At 52.9% G+C, this 16,059-nt stretch carries 15 protein-coding genes; 7 read left to right on the top strand and 8 right to left on the bottom strand.

Annotated elements, in window-relative coordinates:
* Positions 1-109 precede the first annotated feature (109 nt).
* The 4 genes from pyrF to ACYVJQ_RS16815 form a co-directional block, all read right to left on the bottom strand.
* On the bottom strand, positions 110-940 hold the full coding sequence (pyrF, locus tag ACYVJQ_RS16830; RefSeq protein ID WP_460894273.1) for an orotidine-5'-phosphate decarboxylase: 831 nt from the start codon (positions 938-940) through the stop codon (positions 110-112).
* 275 nt (positions 941-1,215) lie between these two features.
* Entirely contained in the window at positions 1,216-1,869 is a 654-nt protein-coding gene (locus tag ACYVJQ_RS16825) for a LolA family protein (RefSeq protein ID WP_460894272.1), read from the bottom strand.
* Positions 1,870-1,908: 39 nt separating this feature from the next.
* Positions 1,909-4,560 carry an FtsK/SpoIIIE family DNA translocase gene (locus ACYVJQ_RS16820; RefSeq protein ID WP_460894271.1) on the bottom strand — a complete coding sequence of 884 codons (2,652 nt, stop codon included), beginning with the start codon at positions 4,558-4,560 and terminating at the stop codon, positions 1,909-1,911.
* Between the two features lie 84 nt (positions 4,561-4,644).
* A complete protein-coding gene (locus tag ACYVJQ_RS16815) occupies positions 4,645-5,673 on the bottom strand; it encodes a quinone-dependent dihydroorotate dehydrogenase (protein ID WP_460894270.1) in 1,029 nt (342 codons plus the stop codon).
* 201 nt (positions 5,674-5,874) lie between these two features.
* Here ACYVJQ_RS16815 and ACYVJQ_RS16810 point away from each other — a divergent pair, with 201 nt between their 5' ends.
* From ACYVJQ_RS16810 to ACYVJQ_RS16795, 4 genes are all read left to right on the top strand, one after another.
* Positions 5,875-6,393, top strand: a complete 519-nt coding sequence (locus ACYVJQ_RS16810) for a hypothetical protein (protein WP_460894269.1) — start codon at positions 5,875-5,877, stop codon at positions 6,391-6,393.
* 9 nt (positions 6,394-6,402) lie between these two features.
* Positions 6,403-6,699: a hypothetical protein gene (locus tag ACYVJQ_RS16805; protein WP_460894268.1), complete on the top strand. Its 297-nt coding sequence runs from the start codon at positions 6,403-6,405 to the stop codon at positions 6,697-6,699.
* On the top strand, positions 6,672-7,043 hold the full coding sequence (locus tag ACYVJQ_RS16800; protein WP_460894267.1) for a magnesium citrate secondary transporter: 372 nt from the start codon (positions 6,672-6,674) through the stop codon (positions 7,041-7,043). The genes ACYVJQ_RS16805 and ACYVJQ_RS16800 overlap by 28 nt, the downstream gene beginning before the upstream one ends.
* 94 nt (positions 7,044-7,137) lie before the next feature.
* Positions 7,138-7,884 carry a DUF72 domain-containing protein gene (locus ACYVJQ_RS16795; protein WP_460894266.1) on the top strand — a complete coding sequence of 249 codons (747 nt, stop codon included), beginning with the start codon at positions 7,138-7,140 and terminating at the stop codon, positions 7,882-7,884.
* A gap of 105 nt (positions 7,885-7,989) precedes the next feature.
* Here ACYVJQ_RS16795 and ACYVJQ_RS16790 read toward each other — a convergent pair whose 3' ends face one another.
* Positions 7,990-9,024, bottom strand: a complete 1,035-nt coding sequence (locus ACYVJQ_RS16790) for an LLM class flavin-dependent oxidoreductase (RefSeq protein ID WP_460894265.1) — start codon at positions 9,022-9,024, stop codon at positions 7,990-7,992.
* Between the two features lie 309 nt (positions 9,025-9,333).
* Between ACYVJQ_RS16790 and ACYVJQ_RS16785 the strand changes: the two genes are divergently transcribed.
* Positions 9,334-11,805: a penicillin-binding protein 1A gene (locus tag ACYVJQ_RS16785; protein ID WP_460894264.1), complete on the top strand. Its 2,472-nt coding sequence runs from the start codon at positions 9,334-9,336 to the stop codon at positions 11,803-11,805.
* A 340-nt stretch (positions 11,806-12,145) separates the two neighbouring features.
* On the opposite strand, the gene folB is transcribed toward ACYVJQ_RS16785, so the two are convergent.
* Genes folB through ACYVJQ_RS16770 form a run of 3 tightly spaced genes read right to left on the bottom strand, consistent with a single transcriptional unit; the run spans position 12,146 to position 14,474 of the window.
* On the bottom strand, positions 12,146-12,508 hold the full coding sequence (gene folB, locus ACYVJQ_RS16780; protein WP_460894263.1) for a dihydroneopterin aldolase: 363 nt from the start codon (positions 12,506-12,508) through the stop codon (positions 12,146-12,148).
* Between the two features lie 11 nt (positions 12,509-12,519).
* On the bottom strand, positions 12,520-13,548 hold the full coding sequence (locus ACYVJQ_RS16775) for a DivIVA domain-containing protein (RefSeq protein ID WP_460894262.1): 1,029 nt from the start codon (positions 13,546-13,548) through the stop codon (positions 12,520-12,522).
* A complete protein-coding gene (locus ACYVJQ_RS16770; RefSeq protein ID WP_460894261.1) occupies positions 13,545-14,474 on the bottom strand; it encodes a WD40 repeat domain-containing protein in 930 nt (309 codons plus the stop codon). Before ACYVJQ_RS16770 ends, ACYVJQ_RS16775 begins: the two co-directional genes overlap by 4 nt.
* Before the next feature lie 31 nt (positions 14,475-14,505).
* Between ACYVJQ_RS16770 and ACYVJQ_RS16765 the strand changes: the two genes are divergently transcribed.
* Positions 14,506-15,198, top strand: a complete 693-nt coding sequence (locus ACYVJQ_RS16765; RefSeq protein WP_460894260.1) for a 4'-phosphopantetheinyl transferase family protein — start codon at positions 14,506-14,508, stop codon at positions 15,196-15,198.
* Between the two features lie 82 nt (positions 15,199-15,280).
* Complete coding sequence (locus tag ACYVJQ_RS16760; RefSeq protein ID WP_460894259.1) at positions 15,281-15,874, top strand: redoxin family protein; 594 nt, start codon at positions 15,281-15,283, stop codon at positions 15,872-15,874.
* Positions 15,875-16,059 lie beyond the last annotated feature (185 nt).

The following is a 16,059-nucleotide window of genomic DNA, read 5'->3' as shown; positions in this document are numbered from 1 at the left end:
TCTCGTATCCTGTGCTTCTACGCAAGGGACCGGGAAAGGCTGTTTCTGTTTTAAGGCCGTTTTCTGAAAAACAGGCTCAAAACGCTGTTACCGCAGGCTACGGTTACTTCTAGGCAGGCAGGTACTCGTGAAGGTACCGCTCCATCTCCTGCTGCACTTGTAGGGCGGCGGCGCGGGCTTTTTCCGCGAAATCCTCGCCCTGGGAGGCATAGATGATCTGGCGGGCCGAATTCACCAACAGACCACACTGGCGGTTCATGCCGTAGCGGGAGATTTCCTCCAGGCTTCCGCCCTGGGCGCCCACGCCGGGCACCAGCAGGAAATGGTCAGGGGCTATCTCGCGCACCCGCTCAATATAGTCGTGGCGGGTGGCGCCAATCACGTACATCATATTATCGGGAGATCCCCATTTCTGGCTGTCTTTGAGTACTTTCTCAAACAGGAAATAAGATTTCCCCTCAGACACCACACTCAACAGCTGGAAATCATCATGGCCGGGGTTAGAGGTAAGCGCCAACAGAATTACCCATTTATTAGGGAACTGCAGGAACGGTGTTACGGAATCTACGCCCATGTAAGGGGCCACCGTAAGGGAATCAAAATCCATTTCCTCAAAAAAGGCCCGGGCGTACAGGTCAGAGGTATTGCCTATGTCGCCGCGCTTGGCATCAGCTATGGCAAAAATATCCTCGGGGATCACAGACAGCGTTCGGTCCAGGCTTACCCAGCCTTTGGGCCCGTGGGCCTCATAAAACGCTATGTTGGGTTTGTAGGCCACACACAGGTCTTGGGTGGCTTCTATGATCTGGCGGTTAAACTCAAAGATGGGGTCTTCAAATTGCAAGAGGTGCGGCGGAATTTTCTTCAAATCTGTATCTAACCCTATGCAAAGGTAAGAGCGCTTGCGCTGAATCTGCTCAAATAACTGGTCTCTGGTCATGGAAAATGGTATCTGGTAGCGGTGCCACAAATCTAACCTGTTTTTACCCTGTTTTGTTGAAAACGGCTAAAAAACGCAGTGACTTTTAGAAGGCATTTCTCAGTATGCGGACTTACAGATCAGGAACCGTAGGCAAAAGGACCTCCACCCTTTTACGTGTCAGGAAACCGATATCCATTTTTCTGTTTTAGGCCTGTTTTGCAAAAACAGGCCTAAAACAGAAAGGCCCCCACTTTCCAGCGAGGGCCTTTCTGTTTTTGAAGAGCTAGTTGCCTTTACCGCAGGTCTACCACTTTTACTCCTTTGTGCTTGCTCTTGTCAAACGCGAAGAAGTTGTTCTCCAAGGGAGGATTAGGGGTAAACTTCTTCACGGCGTAAGTATAGCGGTTTCCGTTTTTGCGGAACATCTTCCAGGATTTGATGGAGTTATCTTTTTTGCTGATGTGCAACCTCACCTTAAACACCTGGTTGTCGCGGTCATCTGGGGTCAGGTCTACCACGTGTACCGCTTCACCGCCTTCTTTTTCTTCACCGGCATACACGTAGCGGTAGCCTTTCTGGTAAAGCGTGTAAATCTGGTTGGGCGTCATTTCCTGCTCTGAAGGGTCAAAGTCTGAGATGGTCACCTCGTTTTCCTTCTTCATGAATGTCCAAATAGTGGCGCCGTTGTTGATGATTTCCTGGCCAGCCACCGCCAACCTGAATTTATTGCCAGACACGGTAATGTCGCCGTTGATAGACTCCTTTACCTTGGTGGAAGGGCTTTCCAGCGTTTGGGTAAAAGAAACTTTAAAGGCGTTCATGGCCTGGTACTTCTTGCTCATGGCATCCAGAATCTTCTGGGCCTGCGGGTCTTTTTGGGTATTCTGGGCCTGGACAATAGACGCCACCATCAAAAAGGCAAGCAGAAGGGAGAATAGTCGTTTCATGGGTTCTTATTTATTTGAATGAAATGCAAACATTGGTCATTATGGTTGCATGTTATTCAATAACTGTTCCAAACTGTATTCATCTGGAATTAAAACTTCACGGGCCTTGCTTCCCTCAAACGGACCCACCACGCCCGCGGCCTCCAGTTGGTCAATCAAACGACCGGCGCGGTTATAGCCCAGTTTCAGGCGGCGTTGTAACAAAGAGGTACTGCCTTGCTGGTGCGTGACCACAATACGGGCGGCCTCTTCAAACATGGCGTCTTTGTTACTCGGGTCAAATTCGGCTTTATCGTTGCCGCTTTCATCGCCTACAAACTCAGGTAACAGATAGGCATCTGAATAGCCTTGTTGTTCGCCAATGAAATCACAGATGCGGTCCACCTCTGGAGTATCTACGAACGCGCACTGTACCCGTATCAGGTCTGAGCCCAACGAGAATAACATATCGCCCTGGCCAATCAACTGATCGGCGCCGCCGGTATCCAGAATGGTACGGGAGTCAATCTTAGACGTTACCTTAAAGGAAATACGGGCTGGGAAGTTGGCCTTGATGATACCCGTGATTACGTTTACCGATGGACGTTGCGTAGCCACTACCAAGTGAATACCAATGGCCCGGGCCAGCTGCGCCAGACGCGCGATAGGCGTTTCCACTTCTTTACCCGCCGTCATCATCAAATCGGCTAACTCATCAATCACCAGTACAATGTAGGGCATGAACTTGTGACCCTTCTTGGGGTTCAAGCGGCGCTCTACAAACTTGAGGTTGTACTCTTTGAGGTTCCGGCAACCGGCGTCTTTCAATAAGTCATACCGCTGGTCCATTTCCATACAGAGGGAGTTGAGCGTGTTCACCACTTTTTTGGTATCGGTGATGATGGCCTCGTCGGTATCTGGCAGTTTGGCCAGGAAGTGGCGCTCAATCTTGTTGAACAAAGAAAGCTCCACCTTTTTAGGGTCTACCAGCACAAACTTGAGTTGCGAGGGGTGACGCTTATAGAGTAAAGAGGTCAAAATAGCGTTCAGACCAACAGATTTACCCTGCCCCGTAGCACCTGCCATGAGCAAGTGGGGCATTTTAGCTAAGTCAGTGATAAACACCTCATTGGTGATGGTCTTCCCGAAGGCGATAGGAAGTTCCATCTCGCTCTTCATGAACTTCTCAGTGCTTAGGATGGATTTGATGGACACCATCTCCTTCTTCTTGTTAGGCACCTCAATACCAATGGTTCCCTTGCCCGGAATGGGGGCAATAATCCGGATACCCAGGGCAGCCAAACTCAGGGCAATATCATCTTCCAGACTCTTGATCTTGGAGATACGCACGCCGGCTTCGGGTACGATCTCATACAGAGTCACGGTAGGCCCGATGGTGGCTTTAATGGAGGCGATGCCAATGCTATAGTTACCCAGCGTCTCTACAATCTTGTCTTTGTTGGCTTCCAGTTCTTCTTTGGTTACCTGCACCTTGCCCACCCCATAATCAGTAAGCAAGTCAATGGATGGGTATTGGTAGCGGGGTAAGTCCAGGGTTGGGTCATAGTTCTCGCTTACCAAGGTATCGGCTTCCTCTTCCAGGGGAGCCTTGGCAATGGCCAATTCTACTTCCTCTTCCTCCTCGTCTACAAAGTCATCTTCCAGCAGCACGTCTTCGTCTTGCTCAACTTCCAGGGCTAAGGAAGGGGTACTTACTCTAGGGGTTACGGGCAATTCATTAACGGTAAACAGCTCGTCTTCCTGCTCTTCCTCTTCTTCCAGCAGTTCGTCCTCGTCATAAAACTCTTCTTCCTCTGGCTCCTCTTCCTGATTTTGCAAAGCGAAAGGCGCTGGATACACCGTTTCCTCTTCCTCCTCCTCTTGCTGGGTGGCAAACGTGCCAGACGGGTTGGTGAGGTGGTTCATACCCGCCATAGACGGTGAAGCGTACACGCCAGACTCAGCTCTGTCAACCGCGGCAACAGCGGGAACAGCAGAAGGTCGGGCAATACGCGGACGGTTGAGCGTAGTGATGTTGAAGAAGAACATCACAAAGGCAATAAGCGCGAAGGCCAGCAGAAGGCCGGTTCCCCAGCCCAGCAGGCTCTGGAGCCACAGCGCAGACTCATAGCCAATGGCCCCGCTCATAAAGCCAAACTCAGCAGCCGAGCTGTTCATGAGCACCAAGTACCCGGCAGTCACGCAGCCCCACAGCAGCCCGAAAAGGCAAAGAGTCATCACTGACGAGAAGGTGATGGTGGTGCGCCGGAACACAATCCGGTAGCCTATGTAAAAAATGATGGGTACAAAAAAGAAGGAGGCCACTCCAAACCAACGGTTAATGAAGTAATCTGACACCCAGGCGCCAAACAGACCTAGCCAGTTCTCAGACTCCAGCCCGGCGGCTTTCACATCCTCGGTAGTCACAGATTCCACAATGCTCTGGTCTGCGGCCCCGGTGAACAGGAACGAGACAAAGGCAATGGTCAGGTACAGCGAAGACAGCAGGAAGAAAAACCCGATGAACAGCTGCAGCCGTCGGTCTTTGAAAAAGGTGAAAGATAGTTGCGGAGTCTTGAAGGGTTTCCTCGGTGCCTTGGGCTCTTTGGGGGCTTTTGTCTCGGTTCTTCCCTTCGGTTCATTCTGCGGGCGGGGCGTGTTCTTTGGCCGCGGACCAGTCGCTACTTCCCGTTTATATGTGTTCGTTGCCATGCTGTCTCCAAACTTCAAATCTACACTTTTCCGTTCAATAAGTCTTGAACATTTTGGCTGTATATGGTTTATAAAATATAGTATTTACCTAAGCAGACGCTGGTTAATCTGTTTAATCAAACCAGGCCCCTCATAAATGAAACCAGTGTACAATTGCACTAAATCGGCCCCCGCCGAAAGCTTGTCCAGCGCATCTTGGGGCGTCATTATTCCTCCTACCCCTACCAGCCTAACAGATTCTGGCAGTTGCTGGCGCAGGTAGCGTACCACCTCCGTAGAAGGATGGGTCAAAGGCTTGCCGCTTAGGCCGCCGGCTCCCATCTGGGTAATGCGCTCCGAGGAAGTGGTGAGACCGGCCCTACTGATAGTGGTGTTGGTGGCAATGACGCCTGAGAGCTGGGTCTGCACGGCTATTTCCACAATGTCATCTAATTGCGCCTGGTTCAGGTCTGGGGCGATCTTCAGGAGGAGCGGTTTGGGTTTGGGTTTGCCCTGGTTGCGGTGTTGCAGGTTGCTTAACAGGTCCAGCAGCGGTTCTTTCTCCTGCAGGGCCCGCAGGTCTGGCGTGTTGGGCGAGCTTACGTTCACCACGAAATAATCTACCACGTCATAGAGCGCGTCAAAACAGTACAGGTAATCCTGCAGGGCCTGCTCATTGGGCGTGACCTTATTCTTGCCGATGTTGCCGCCTACGATCACGTTACTTTTGCGCGCGCGCAGTCGTTCTACAGCTTTGTCTACGCCCTCATTGTTGAAGCCCATGCGGTTGATGATGGCGCCGTCTTGCGGTAATCGGAACAACCGTGGTTTAGGATTGCCTTCCTGGGCCTTGGGCGTAAGCGTGCCAATCTCAATAAACCCGAAACCCAGCTCCGCGAACTCATCAATCATGCGAGCGTCTTTGTCAAAGCCGGCGGCCAGCCCCACGGGGTTGGGGAAGGTCAACCCAAATACATTGCGCTCCAGCCGCTGGTCCGTGACCTGAAACAGGCTACGGCTGATAGACTTGGCCAGTGGCAACTGGTAACCACTTTTTAATGCGGTGGTGGTAAGGTGGTGGACCTTTTCTGGGTCAAGTTTGAAAAGCAGCGGTCTTAGGAGTTCTTTATACACGGTGGCAAGGGTTTGGGCAAAGATAAAAAATACCCGGGTTCTGCAGGCCTTTCGTATAATCTTGTGCCCGGTCTTCCAATATTAAAACCCCTAACAACGTTACTCTTACAGTAGCAAACTAAATTTATTCATATGCTTTTTGTAGAATATTACAAAAGGCACGAACTTTGCTACATCTTGGGAAATTATAGGAAGAGGACGATGGTAGAGTTATTGAATTCAAAGTTGGAGGTTACCTGGTCAGCCGAGGAGAAGAATATTTTAGATACCGCCGTAGCGCTGGCCGAGCAAAACTACCAGCCTACTTTTATAAGGGACGTACTGCTTTTTCTATACCAGCATTCACAGGCCAAATTTATTTTGGTCAGCCGCAAAGGACCACAACCAGAGCAAATGACCAGCCTGGGACTGCTCGTAGACGGTACCTTAACCTTTGAGCAGATCACCTATTCCCTGGCAGGCACTCCTTGTGAGCTAGTCCAGAAACACGAGATCTGCTATTTCCCCAGGGAGACCCAATCCCTTTTCCCTACAGATGAGTACTTGAGCCTTTATGGCATTGACAGTTATTTTGGGGCACCCCTCCTGAACGCAGCCGGCGATGTAAATGGTCTGGTCACCCTTATGCACCAGGAACCGCTGGCCAACCCCACCCTTATTGAACTCATCCTCAGCATCCTTTCCCCGCCATTGGAGGCCCAATTAGAAGCATTTGCGTAACTTGCCCCCATGAAAGCCAGCAAGAAATGCCCCCACTGTGCCCAATGGTCTGTCTGGCAAAGGAATCCCACAGACACGTGTGAGCATTGCCACCAACTGCTGGACCCCACCGCCGTGGAACGCTTAAAGGCCCAGGCACAACGCAAATCAGAGGAAAGCACCCGGTTTACCGTAGACTTCATTCAGATAAACCCGCAAGATTCTGCCTTTACCAAATTCTACAAAGGGATTGGGCTTAGTTTTCAGATTGCGTTTGTGGCCATCATGTCCTTTATTTTATGGCTCATCGCGCTGCTGGCCGGCTAAAGTGGGCCACCTTTACGCCTCTCTTCTGGGTTTTGGCTGCCATGTATCTGGGGCACCGCCTTTGGGCCTGGCTTTCTTTTCCCAGGGCTTTTTGGGTACGGCATTACCTGGATGACCTCCTTTGCTTGCCCCTTATCCTCACCGTTTCCCTCTTTTTCATGCGAGCGCTCTTTGGCCCCGCCGTTCGGTTCACTAAATACCAGGTGGCCTTTGCAGTGGCGTTTGTGGCCCTGGCTTTTGAAATTTTCTTCCCGCTGTTCCTGCCCCGGTACACATCAGACTTTTGGGACGTGGTGCTGTACGCGATTGGAGGGTATATTTTTTACCGCTTTCTGAACAGGTGACGTGGGGCTGTTTTAAGGCCGTTTTCCTAAAAACAGGCTCAAAACGCGTTGCTTACCCAAACCTCCTTCCCCGCTGGCTGGTATAAACTAGGCGATGGAAGAAAAAGGACAATTTTATATAGGCACCTCGGGCTGGCATTACAACCACTGGAAGGGCAATTTCTACCCGGCGGGCATTGCCTCCAAGCAATTCACAGAGTACTACCTGCGGTATTTCAAGACGGTAGAGATCAACAACTCATTTTACAGATTACCCACTGCCGAGACCTTCGCGGCCTGGTACGCCAGCGTGCCCAAAGACTTCCTTTTTGCCGTGAAGGCCAGCCGCTACATCACGCACATGAAGAAACTCAAAGACCCGCAGCAGGGCCTTTCGCTGTTGTTGGGTAACGCACAGGAACTAAAAGAGAAACTGGGCCCCATTCTGTTCCAGTTACCTCCGGCCTGGCGCCTGAACCTGGACCGCTTTCAGGATTTCCTGAAGGCCCTGCCGTCCTACCACCGCTATACCTTTGAGTTCAGGGACCCCACCTGGTACCACGAGGAGGTTTACAAACTGCTGCAGGAACATAACCACGCCTTCTGTATCTATGATCTGGCCGGCCACCAATCGCCTATAGAAGTTACGTCAGATTTTGTCTATATCCGGCTGCACGGCCCAGAGGGCAAATATGCCGGCAGTTATTCAGAAGAAGCCCTTCAGAACTGGGCCACCCATTGCCGCACCTGGGCCTGGGAAGGGAAAGACGTGTATGTGTATTTTGACAATGACATTGGCAGCCACGCCCCTTTCAATGCCATTAAGTTGCAGGAATTGGTTACAAATAGTTCTGAGTCTTGAGTTCTGAGTCCTGAGTCTGCTAAAAATTCCTACCAGCCCCAACAATGGCGGAAGATTAGTTTTGAGGCTGTTTTCCAGAAAACGGGCTTAAAACACAAAACATACTCAAACCTCAGGATTCCCTTTCAACTCATACGCCTCTGCCAATAATTCATAACTGCGCAGGCGGTCCTGAAAGTCATAGGTGATGGTGACTACTACAATCTCGTCTACATTATAGGCCTCTGCCAAGGCATCTAGTTTTGCTTTGACGGTTTCTGGTGTGCCTACTACCATGCGCTGGCGGTTGTATTGCACCTGGGCCAGTTCATCGGGGGCCAAATCTTCATAAAAGGCTTTAGCCGTTTCTAAAGATGGTACCCCGCCGGCTTTGCCTTGCCGGATGTGCAGCATGAGCATGTCCATGGAGAGCTGCAGTTCCTCGGCCTTTTCTTGGGTATCGGCGCATAGGACAAAGATCCCGCAGTTGCCGGCCGGCTTTTTGAGCAGCGCCGAGGGGCTGAAGCGGGTCTGGTAGGCGTGCATCATCTCGGGGCCGCCGTTAGGATTAATGAAGTGCGCAAAGGAAAATCCCATTCCGAAGTGGGCCGCAAATACGCCGCTCTGCCCGCTGGAGCTGAGCAGCCAGCGCTCGGGCATGGTGGCCGACCGGGGAGTCACTTTTACGTTGCCGGCCTCTTCCCCGTTAAGGCCATCCTGCAGATAGCGGTCCAGGTCCATGAGCTGGTCCACAAAGTCTTGCTCGTTGAACTGGTTGTAAGGGTTGAGCAGGGCGGCAGTTCGGCGGTCGGTGCCGGGAGCCCGGCCAATGCCCAGGTCAATGCGGTTAGGGTATAGGGCTTCCAGCAACCGGAAATTCTCGGCCACCTTCAGCGCGCTATAATGGGGCAGCATCACGCCACCCGAGCCAATGCGCAAATGTTTCGTGTGGGCCGCCAAATGCGGAATCAGTACCTCGGGCGCCGGGCCGGCCAGACCCAACGTATTGTGGTGCTCAGAGACCCAGAAGCGGGTGTAGCCCAGGCGGTCTGCCAACTGCGCCAGTTGCAAAGTTTCCTGCAGTGCCTGCTCTGCCGTCCCGCCCGCCCTCACCGGCGATTGGTCCAATACACTTAATTTAAACTTCTTCGCCTGGGTCATACTTCTTTTCTAGTTAAGGATTCACTTCGCGGCAGCATGCCTTTTGCCACTGGTTTATTTACTGGCGGTGGTTTGCGTTTCGGGCTTGTTTTCACGAAAACAGGCTCAAAACAGCGTATACTTCCCTGGCACCGGCTGGCGTTTAGGCCATACTTGAGCGCTTGCTTCCTGTTGGTTTCTGGTTACTTGCTATGCTTGCGTCTTCCTGTTTTACGGCCATTTTAGTAAAAACGGGCCCAAAACGATGCAACCTAACCAGTATCCTTTGGGTAAGCATAGCCTTTGCCTCTGTTTATACGTTCTTAGCGCATGCCCTTTTTTAATTCTTACTTCGGGAGCTTCTCTGATTGGATCAATACCCACTGGCAGCGGTGGCGCGCACGGCATGCGCCTAAGTTTACCGTGACCTACTGGCGGTCGCTGGACCGGAAGGGCTGGCTGCGTGTCCTGGGCAAGGTCGTGATGGCGGTGTTGCTGGTGCTGTTCCTGTTTTACCTGTCGGTTTATTTCGGGTTGTTTGGCTGGCTGCCCACCAAGCGCCAGCTCAAAGACGTGCAGAATGACATGCCCTCTGAGGTCTATACCGCCGACAGCGTGCTTATTGGCCGCTATTTTATCCAGGACCGGACCAACGTCAAGTTCCAGGACATTGCCAAGCCCGCCATAGATGCCCTCATAGCCACTGAAGATGCGCGCTTCTACGAGCATGACGGCGTGGATTACCGAAGCCTGGCCCGGGTGTTCATCAAAAGCCTTTTAATGCAGGAAGAAAGCTCCGGCGGCGGAAGCACGCTCAGCCAGCAGCTGGCCAAGAACCTGTTCCCGCGCAAAAGCCTGGGCTTTTTGTCTATGCCTGTGAACAAGATGCGCGAAGTGATTCTGGCCCGCCGTTTTGAGGCCATTTACACCAAAGAGGAAATCCTGACGCTTTACCTGAACACCGTGCCCATGGGCGGTAACGTGTATGGCATTGAATCGGCGGCCCGTCGCTTTTTCAATACCTCAGCAGACTCGCTTAAGACCGAGGAAGCCGCCACCCTTATTGGCATGCTCAAGGCCACCACCACCTACAACCCCCGAATAAACCCGGAGCGCGCCCGCCAAAGGCGGAACGTGGTACTGGCCCAGATGGCCAAATACAACTACCTGACCCCAGAACAGAAAACCCGCTTGCAGGGCCAACCGCTCAAGCTGCGCTACAACCCTTACTCCCACCACAGCGGCCTGGCCACCTATTTCCGGGAGCAACTACGCGGCGAACTGACCAAATGGGCAGCCCAACAGGAAAACCGCGAGGGCGAACCTTACAATCTCTACAAAGACGGCCTCAAGATTTACACCACCATAGACAGCCGCCTGCAGCGCCACGCTGAGCAGGCCCTCAAGCAACGTATGTTCGCCTTGCAGCTGGACTTTGACAAACACTGGGGCAAAAGCTCTCCTTTGGCGGGCCAGCCCGATATCCTGAAAGGCGCCAAGGAACGATCCCTACGGTACAAGCGCCACAAAGCGGCGGGGCTAAGTGACCGGGAGATAGATAAGATTTTTAACACTCCCCGGCCCATGGAGATTTTCAGGTGGCGCGGCGCGGTTTCCCGTACTATCAGCCCCATGGACTCCTTGCGTCACTATTTGCGCTATCTCAACGCGGGTTTTGTGGCCATGGAACCGCGCAGTGGCTACGTTAGGGCCTGGGTGGGAGGCATTAATCACAATTTCTTCCAGTATGACCACGTGCGGTCGCGCCGGCAGGTAGGCTCTACTTTTAAGCCGTTAGTATTTGCGGCGGCCCTGGACCGGGGCATTGCGCCTTGCTCCTACTTCGCCAATGACCGCCTGGTGTTCCCCGAGTATGAGAATTGGTCGCCCAAGAACTCAGATGACCAGTACGGCGGCGCCTACTCCATGCAGGGGGCGCTGGCGCAGAGCGTGAACGTGGTGGCGGTGAACGTGGCCATGCAGGTAGGCATCCCAAATATTGTGCAACTGGCGAAGAACGTGGGCATTACCGGAGATCTGCCTGCCACTCCATCATTGGCCCTAGGCACCGCCGATGCCAGCCTCCTGGAGATGGTGGCGGCTTACGGCACCATGGCCAACGGCGGCTACCAGGTAAAACCTCGCTACCTGCTGCGCATAGTGGATAGAAACGGCAAAGTGTTGTTGGACCAAACCAACCCTAACGGGGAAGGCCGCCAAGTGCTGGCCAGCCAGGCCACGGCCCTATTAAGGCCCATGCTGCAAAGCGTGATCTCTGAAGGGACCGGCAAACGCCTGCGCCGCGACTACAACCTAAACATGGATATTGCCGGCAAGACCGGTACCACCCAGTCGCACGCTGATGGTTGGTTTATAGGCTTCACCCCTGATCTGGTGGCTGGGGCCTGGGTAGGCGGCGAGGACCGGCGCATCCGGTTCCGGGACCTGGATCAGGGCGGAGGCGCCAACACGGCTTTGCCTATCTGGGGGAATTTCTTCCAACGCGTGGCCAAAGACCGGGACTTCAGGCGCTACGCTTACAGCCACTTCTCCCCATTGCCGCCTCATTTGCAGGGTTATCTTAACTGTCCGCCTTTCCAGCCGCCCATGCCGGTGTATACCGAAGAAATTCCGCAGGATGACGGAGGCATAGATGAATTCTTCAAGAAAAGCGGCAAAAAGCTGAAGGATCTGTTTAAACGGAAGGACAAGAAGAAAAAAGACTGGCAGGAACAGCTGGAGGAGGATATAGAGAAAGAGCAGAAACGAGGCAAAGGACGCGGCCGCTGGTCTAGAGAGTAGGTTAGATTTGGAGATTGGAGGAAAGCTCAGAACAAATCCGTTCGCCGTTGTTGGTGTTCTCACCAACAACCAGAATACCAGTTCTACCTGTAAGGACCTACATATAGCATCGGGGCTACTGGCAGAACCGCACCGGACAGGTCGCGACCTTTCCCCTACGGCTAAGAGAGGAAAGTTCGCTAGAAAGGATTGTTAACTCACGCTTTAATGACTCTCGAATTTCCACCTAATTTACATGCAACCCCAACAAAAAAGCCTCACCTTTAATAGGTGAGGCTTTTTCTATTCTGCGTTTTAGAGCTGTTTTCAGAAAAACAGGCTCAAAACAGTCTTGGCTATATTACTGGCTTTGGCGCTTCTCCAGTGTTACTTTGGCTTTGTGGCAGATACCACCCAGCGGGGGGTTGAACTTGGAGACACTCACCTTCACCTGCTGCACAAACGGAAACTCCTGCAAGACGCCTTCAATGATGCGGTGACCCAGGTGTTCTAGAAGGCGGGCCGGAAGGCTCATTTCATGGAGCACTAGCTTGTAAAGCTTCTCATAGTTCACGGTCGCTTCCAGGTTATCTGAGGCGGCGGCGGCGTGCAAGTCGGTTTGAATGTAGAGGTCTACGCCGTACTTGTTGCCAATCTTCTGCTCCTCGTCATAAAAACCATGGAAGGCGAAGAACTCCATGCCCTCCAGCGCGATTTCTCCCATAAAACTTTGATCTAAATCTCGTCAAAGAAAGACCCTCCGCCAGCGGCTACAGCCGGGGCCGGTTTAGCCTGGCTGGTTCCGGGAGGCTGTACCTCTGGCTTCTCTGGTAGTGGGTGCTCTCGTTCTGGCTGTGGCGGCTCTACCGGGGTAGGGCTTGGGGCAGGCGGCAAATCAGGTTTGGGCTCTTCTCTGTGCGGCGGTTCAATGGAAGGCGTGGGTATTCTAGGCGGCACCACCTCTGGGGTTCTTGGGTGCACATCTGGGGCCGGATTAGGCGTATGCACTGGCGGAATGGTGCCCGGCGTAGACGGGATAGACTCGCGGCTACCGCCACCACCGCCAATTTCATAGGCCTGCGGTTGGTCTGTAAACGTATGCGCAGAAGCGCTGTTCTGCATAGGGGCAGGTGCTACCGGCTGTATAGAAGCTGAATTGAATGCGTTCATGTGTGTATCTTTTTCGTGGTCTGGGCGCTGCACTTTTGCCTGTGCGGCCCTAGATAAGATACTACCAATAGAGGTTTTTGGTTTTGCCTTGGTTTTCTCCACCTTGTCCAGCGCATCCGAGGCCATGTTCTGCAGGTCGCGCACCATGTTCTCCAGATAGTCTTCCAGACGAAGGTAATCCTGCTCCAGGTGCTTCACCTCGGTCTGCATATCAGAGATGGCTTTTTCGGCTTGCTGGTAGGCGTTGTCTACCACGCTGCGGGCCTTCTGGCGGGCGGCATCCAGGAGTTGGTCGGCCTGCAGTTGGGCTTCGCGTATCTGCAGGTCAGCGGCTTTGGAGGCCTGCTCCACCATGCTGTTACCGGTGTCTTCGGCGGTCTTGAGGGTTTTATATAAAGAAGATTCCACTTCGCGTAGCTTCTGGACTTCACGGGTGGCCACCTCCAACTTCACTCTAAGGTCTTTGTTCTCATCCTGCAGCTTTTCCCACTGCTGGGAAAGCGTGAGTAAAAAAGCCTGAACCTCATCTTTGTCCAACCCCCTAAACGCCTTCTCAAACGTTTTCTGTCTGATTTCTAACGGTGTAATCTTCATATTTCCTTCAAGGTTAACGCCCAAACCGCAATGCTGCGGTCATCACTACACGAAACTAACTGATTCCAGTGAGCCGACCAAAACAATTTGTTGACAGAGGTACCGTGGCCGGCGTGCCGGGCTTTGTCAATCACTTTCAATAATTTAATGGTCTGGGCATCCCAAACCTTGATAGATTTATCCATGCTGCAGGTGGCAAAAAGCCGCCCGTTGGGGCTGAACGCAATATGGTTCAAGGTGAACAGATGAGCAATGATGCTGGTGTGTTCCTGGTACCCATTCTCCACTTCCCAAACCCGCAGGTGGGCGTCTCGGCTGCCGCTGAGCAGGTACCGGCCGTCTGGGGTGTAGGCCACCGTAAACACTGATCCTGTATGCCCTTCTAACGCCTGCTTTACCCCTAGCGTGTGCAGGTCCAGGATCAAAATTCTATGGTCGCTCAGGCCCAGGGCCACCTCGGGTTTGTGCGGGTGCAGGGCCAGGCAACGGGCGCTTTTCTCAGAGAGCCGTATCACCTTCTCCACCTCCAGCTTTTCCATATCAATGACCGCCAAAGAGCCGTCACCTAATGCTACAAACGTCCGGTTTACGCTATGGGCATACTGAATGTCAAAGATGGCGGCCGACGGCAGCGGAATGGTTTTCACGATGGCGTTGCCCGCCAGGTCCAGCACTTCCAGGCTGTTAAAGTTATGGCCAATCAACAGCCAGTTGCGCTCCGGCACGTACCGCAGGGCATACACACTGGAACTCACCTGCGCCACTAGTTCACCCAGTTCGGGCTTGGTCAGGTCCCAGCGGGCCACCATGCCATCGGCCCCGGCCGAAAAGAATTTCTGGGGTTCTGGTGCCCGCTCCAGGGTGTACACGCAGTCCTGGTGGCCGGTGAACGTATGTAATTTCTGAACCTGAAACGGACTGGCCATGGCGTGTCTGAAAAAGTAAGGGAAGCTATTTTTGCCTAAATTTACCAAAAACAGCCCAACAACCGGTAAATTCCTTTCCATGCCGCTGCACCAACTCACCCATTTGTCTCCTACCACCGTGCTGGGCCTTTGGCACGTGCAGGAAACCGCAGAGGAGTTGCAGGCCCACTTATTGGCGCTTCGGCCTGGCCATGAAATACCCCTGTTTAAGTCTGAATCCCGCACCCGCGAGTGGCTGGGTGCCCGGCTGCTGGCCTACACGTTGCTGGAGAAACTATCGGCCCCTCCCCTGCTGCTACACCGCAAGGAAACCGGCATGCCCGTCTGCTCAGAAGCCGGCTGGCACGTGTCCTTGACGCACTCAGGGCCTTGGGTGGGGGCGCTGGTTTCGTGTTCTGACCAAGTTGGCATAGATATTGAATTAAGACACGAGAAGATACTGCGGCTGGCGCCGAGGTTCCTGAACGAACCCGAACTGCAAGCGGCAGACGGTGACCTGGAGAAGGTGCTGTTGTACTGGAGCGCGAAGGAAACGCTCTACAAAGTGTACCAGCAGAAAGAGCTTATTTTCAAGGAGCAGCTGCTGGTCAGTGATTTTAAGCGGCAACTGGCCGGCTTTTTTGAAGGACAGGTGCTTACAGACACGTTTCACCAACGGTACGCGGTGCATTATGCTGTATACCCAGATTTTGTGCTTACCTATGTGCTGGCGCCTTTGGCCTAAACACTTTAGAAACCTACTTGCCCGTTACTACTATAGTAGCAGATTTGCCTCTAAAACTGATTTCCCCCGTAAACCCAAGACTATGAACCGATATTTTACTTTTCTCCTGGCCTTTCTGCTCAGCAGCACGGCCTTCGCCCAGAGCGGTTACCGCATTGGGGCCAAGGTGGAGAACTTCACCCTGAAGAACGCCCAAAACCAGTCTGTAGAACTGAACAGTTTCAAAGACGCCCCCGTGCTGGTGGTGGTATTTACCAGCGTAAATTGCCCTTATGCCAAATTGTACGACAGCCGCCTGCAGAACCTTTCCAAGGCCTATGCCGGTAAAGGCGTGCGTTTTGTGTATGTGAACACCAACATTGGCCTGGAGGAAGGAACCGCAGCGGCCCAAGCCCAACCAGACCTGCCTACTTCCAACACCTTCCCGTATCTGGTGGACGAAGGCCAGCAATTGAGCAAGAGATTTGGCGCCACCAAAGCTCCAGAGGTCTTTGTGCTGCAGAATACCCAGGACGGTTTTTACCTGCGCTACAAAGGCGCCATTGATGACAACCCGCAGGCAGAGGCCTATGTAAAGGACCGCTACCTGGCCAATGCCCTGGACGGGATTCTGGCCGGCCGCACCCTCACCACCGCTGAACGCCATACCATTGGCTGCTCCATCAAGCGCTTCTAAATTGATTGCTGATTGCTGATTGTTGATTGTTGATTGTTTCTAAGTAGACCTTACAGGTTTTTAAAACCTGTGAGGTCTTTCTTTTATGGGCCCCGTGCTAGGGAGGCAGGCAAAACGGAAACCTCCCTCCCGCAAGTTTAGCGATAGCGTAACTTGTGGGTAATAATAGGGTCAGTTTATAAACT

This window comes from Rufibacter soli (assembly GCF_054781795.1).
This window is presented reverse-complemented; position numbering and strand designations above follow the sequence as displayed.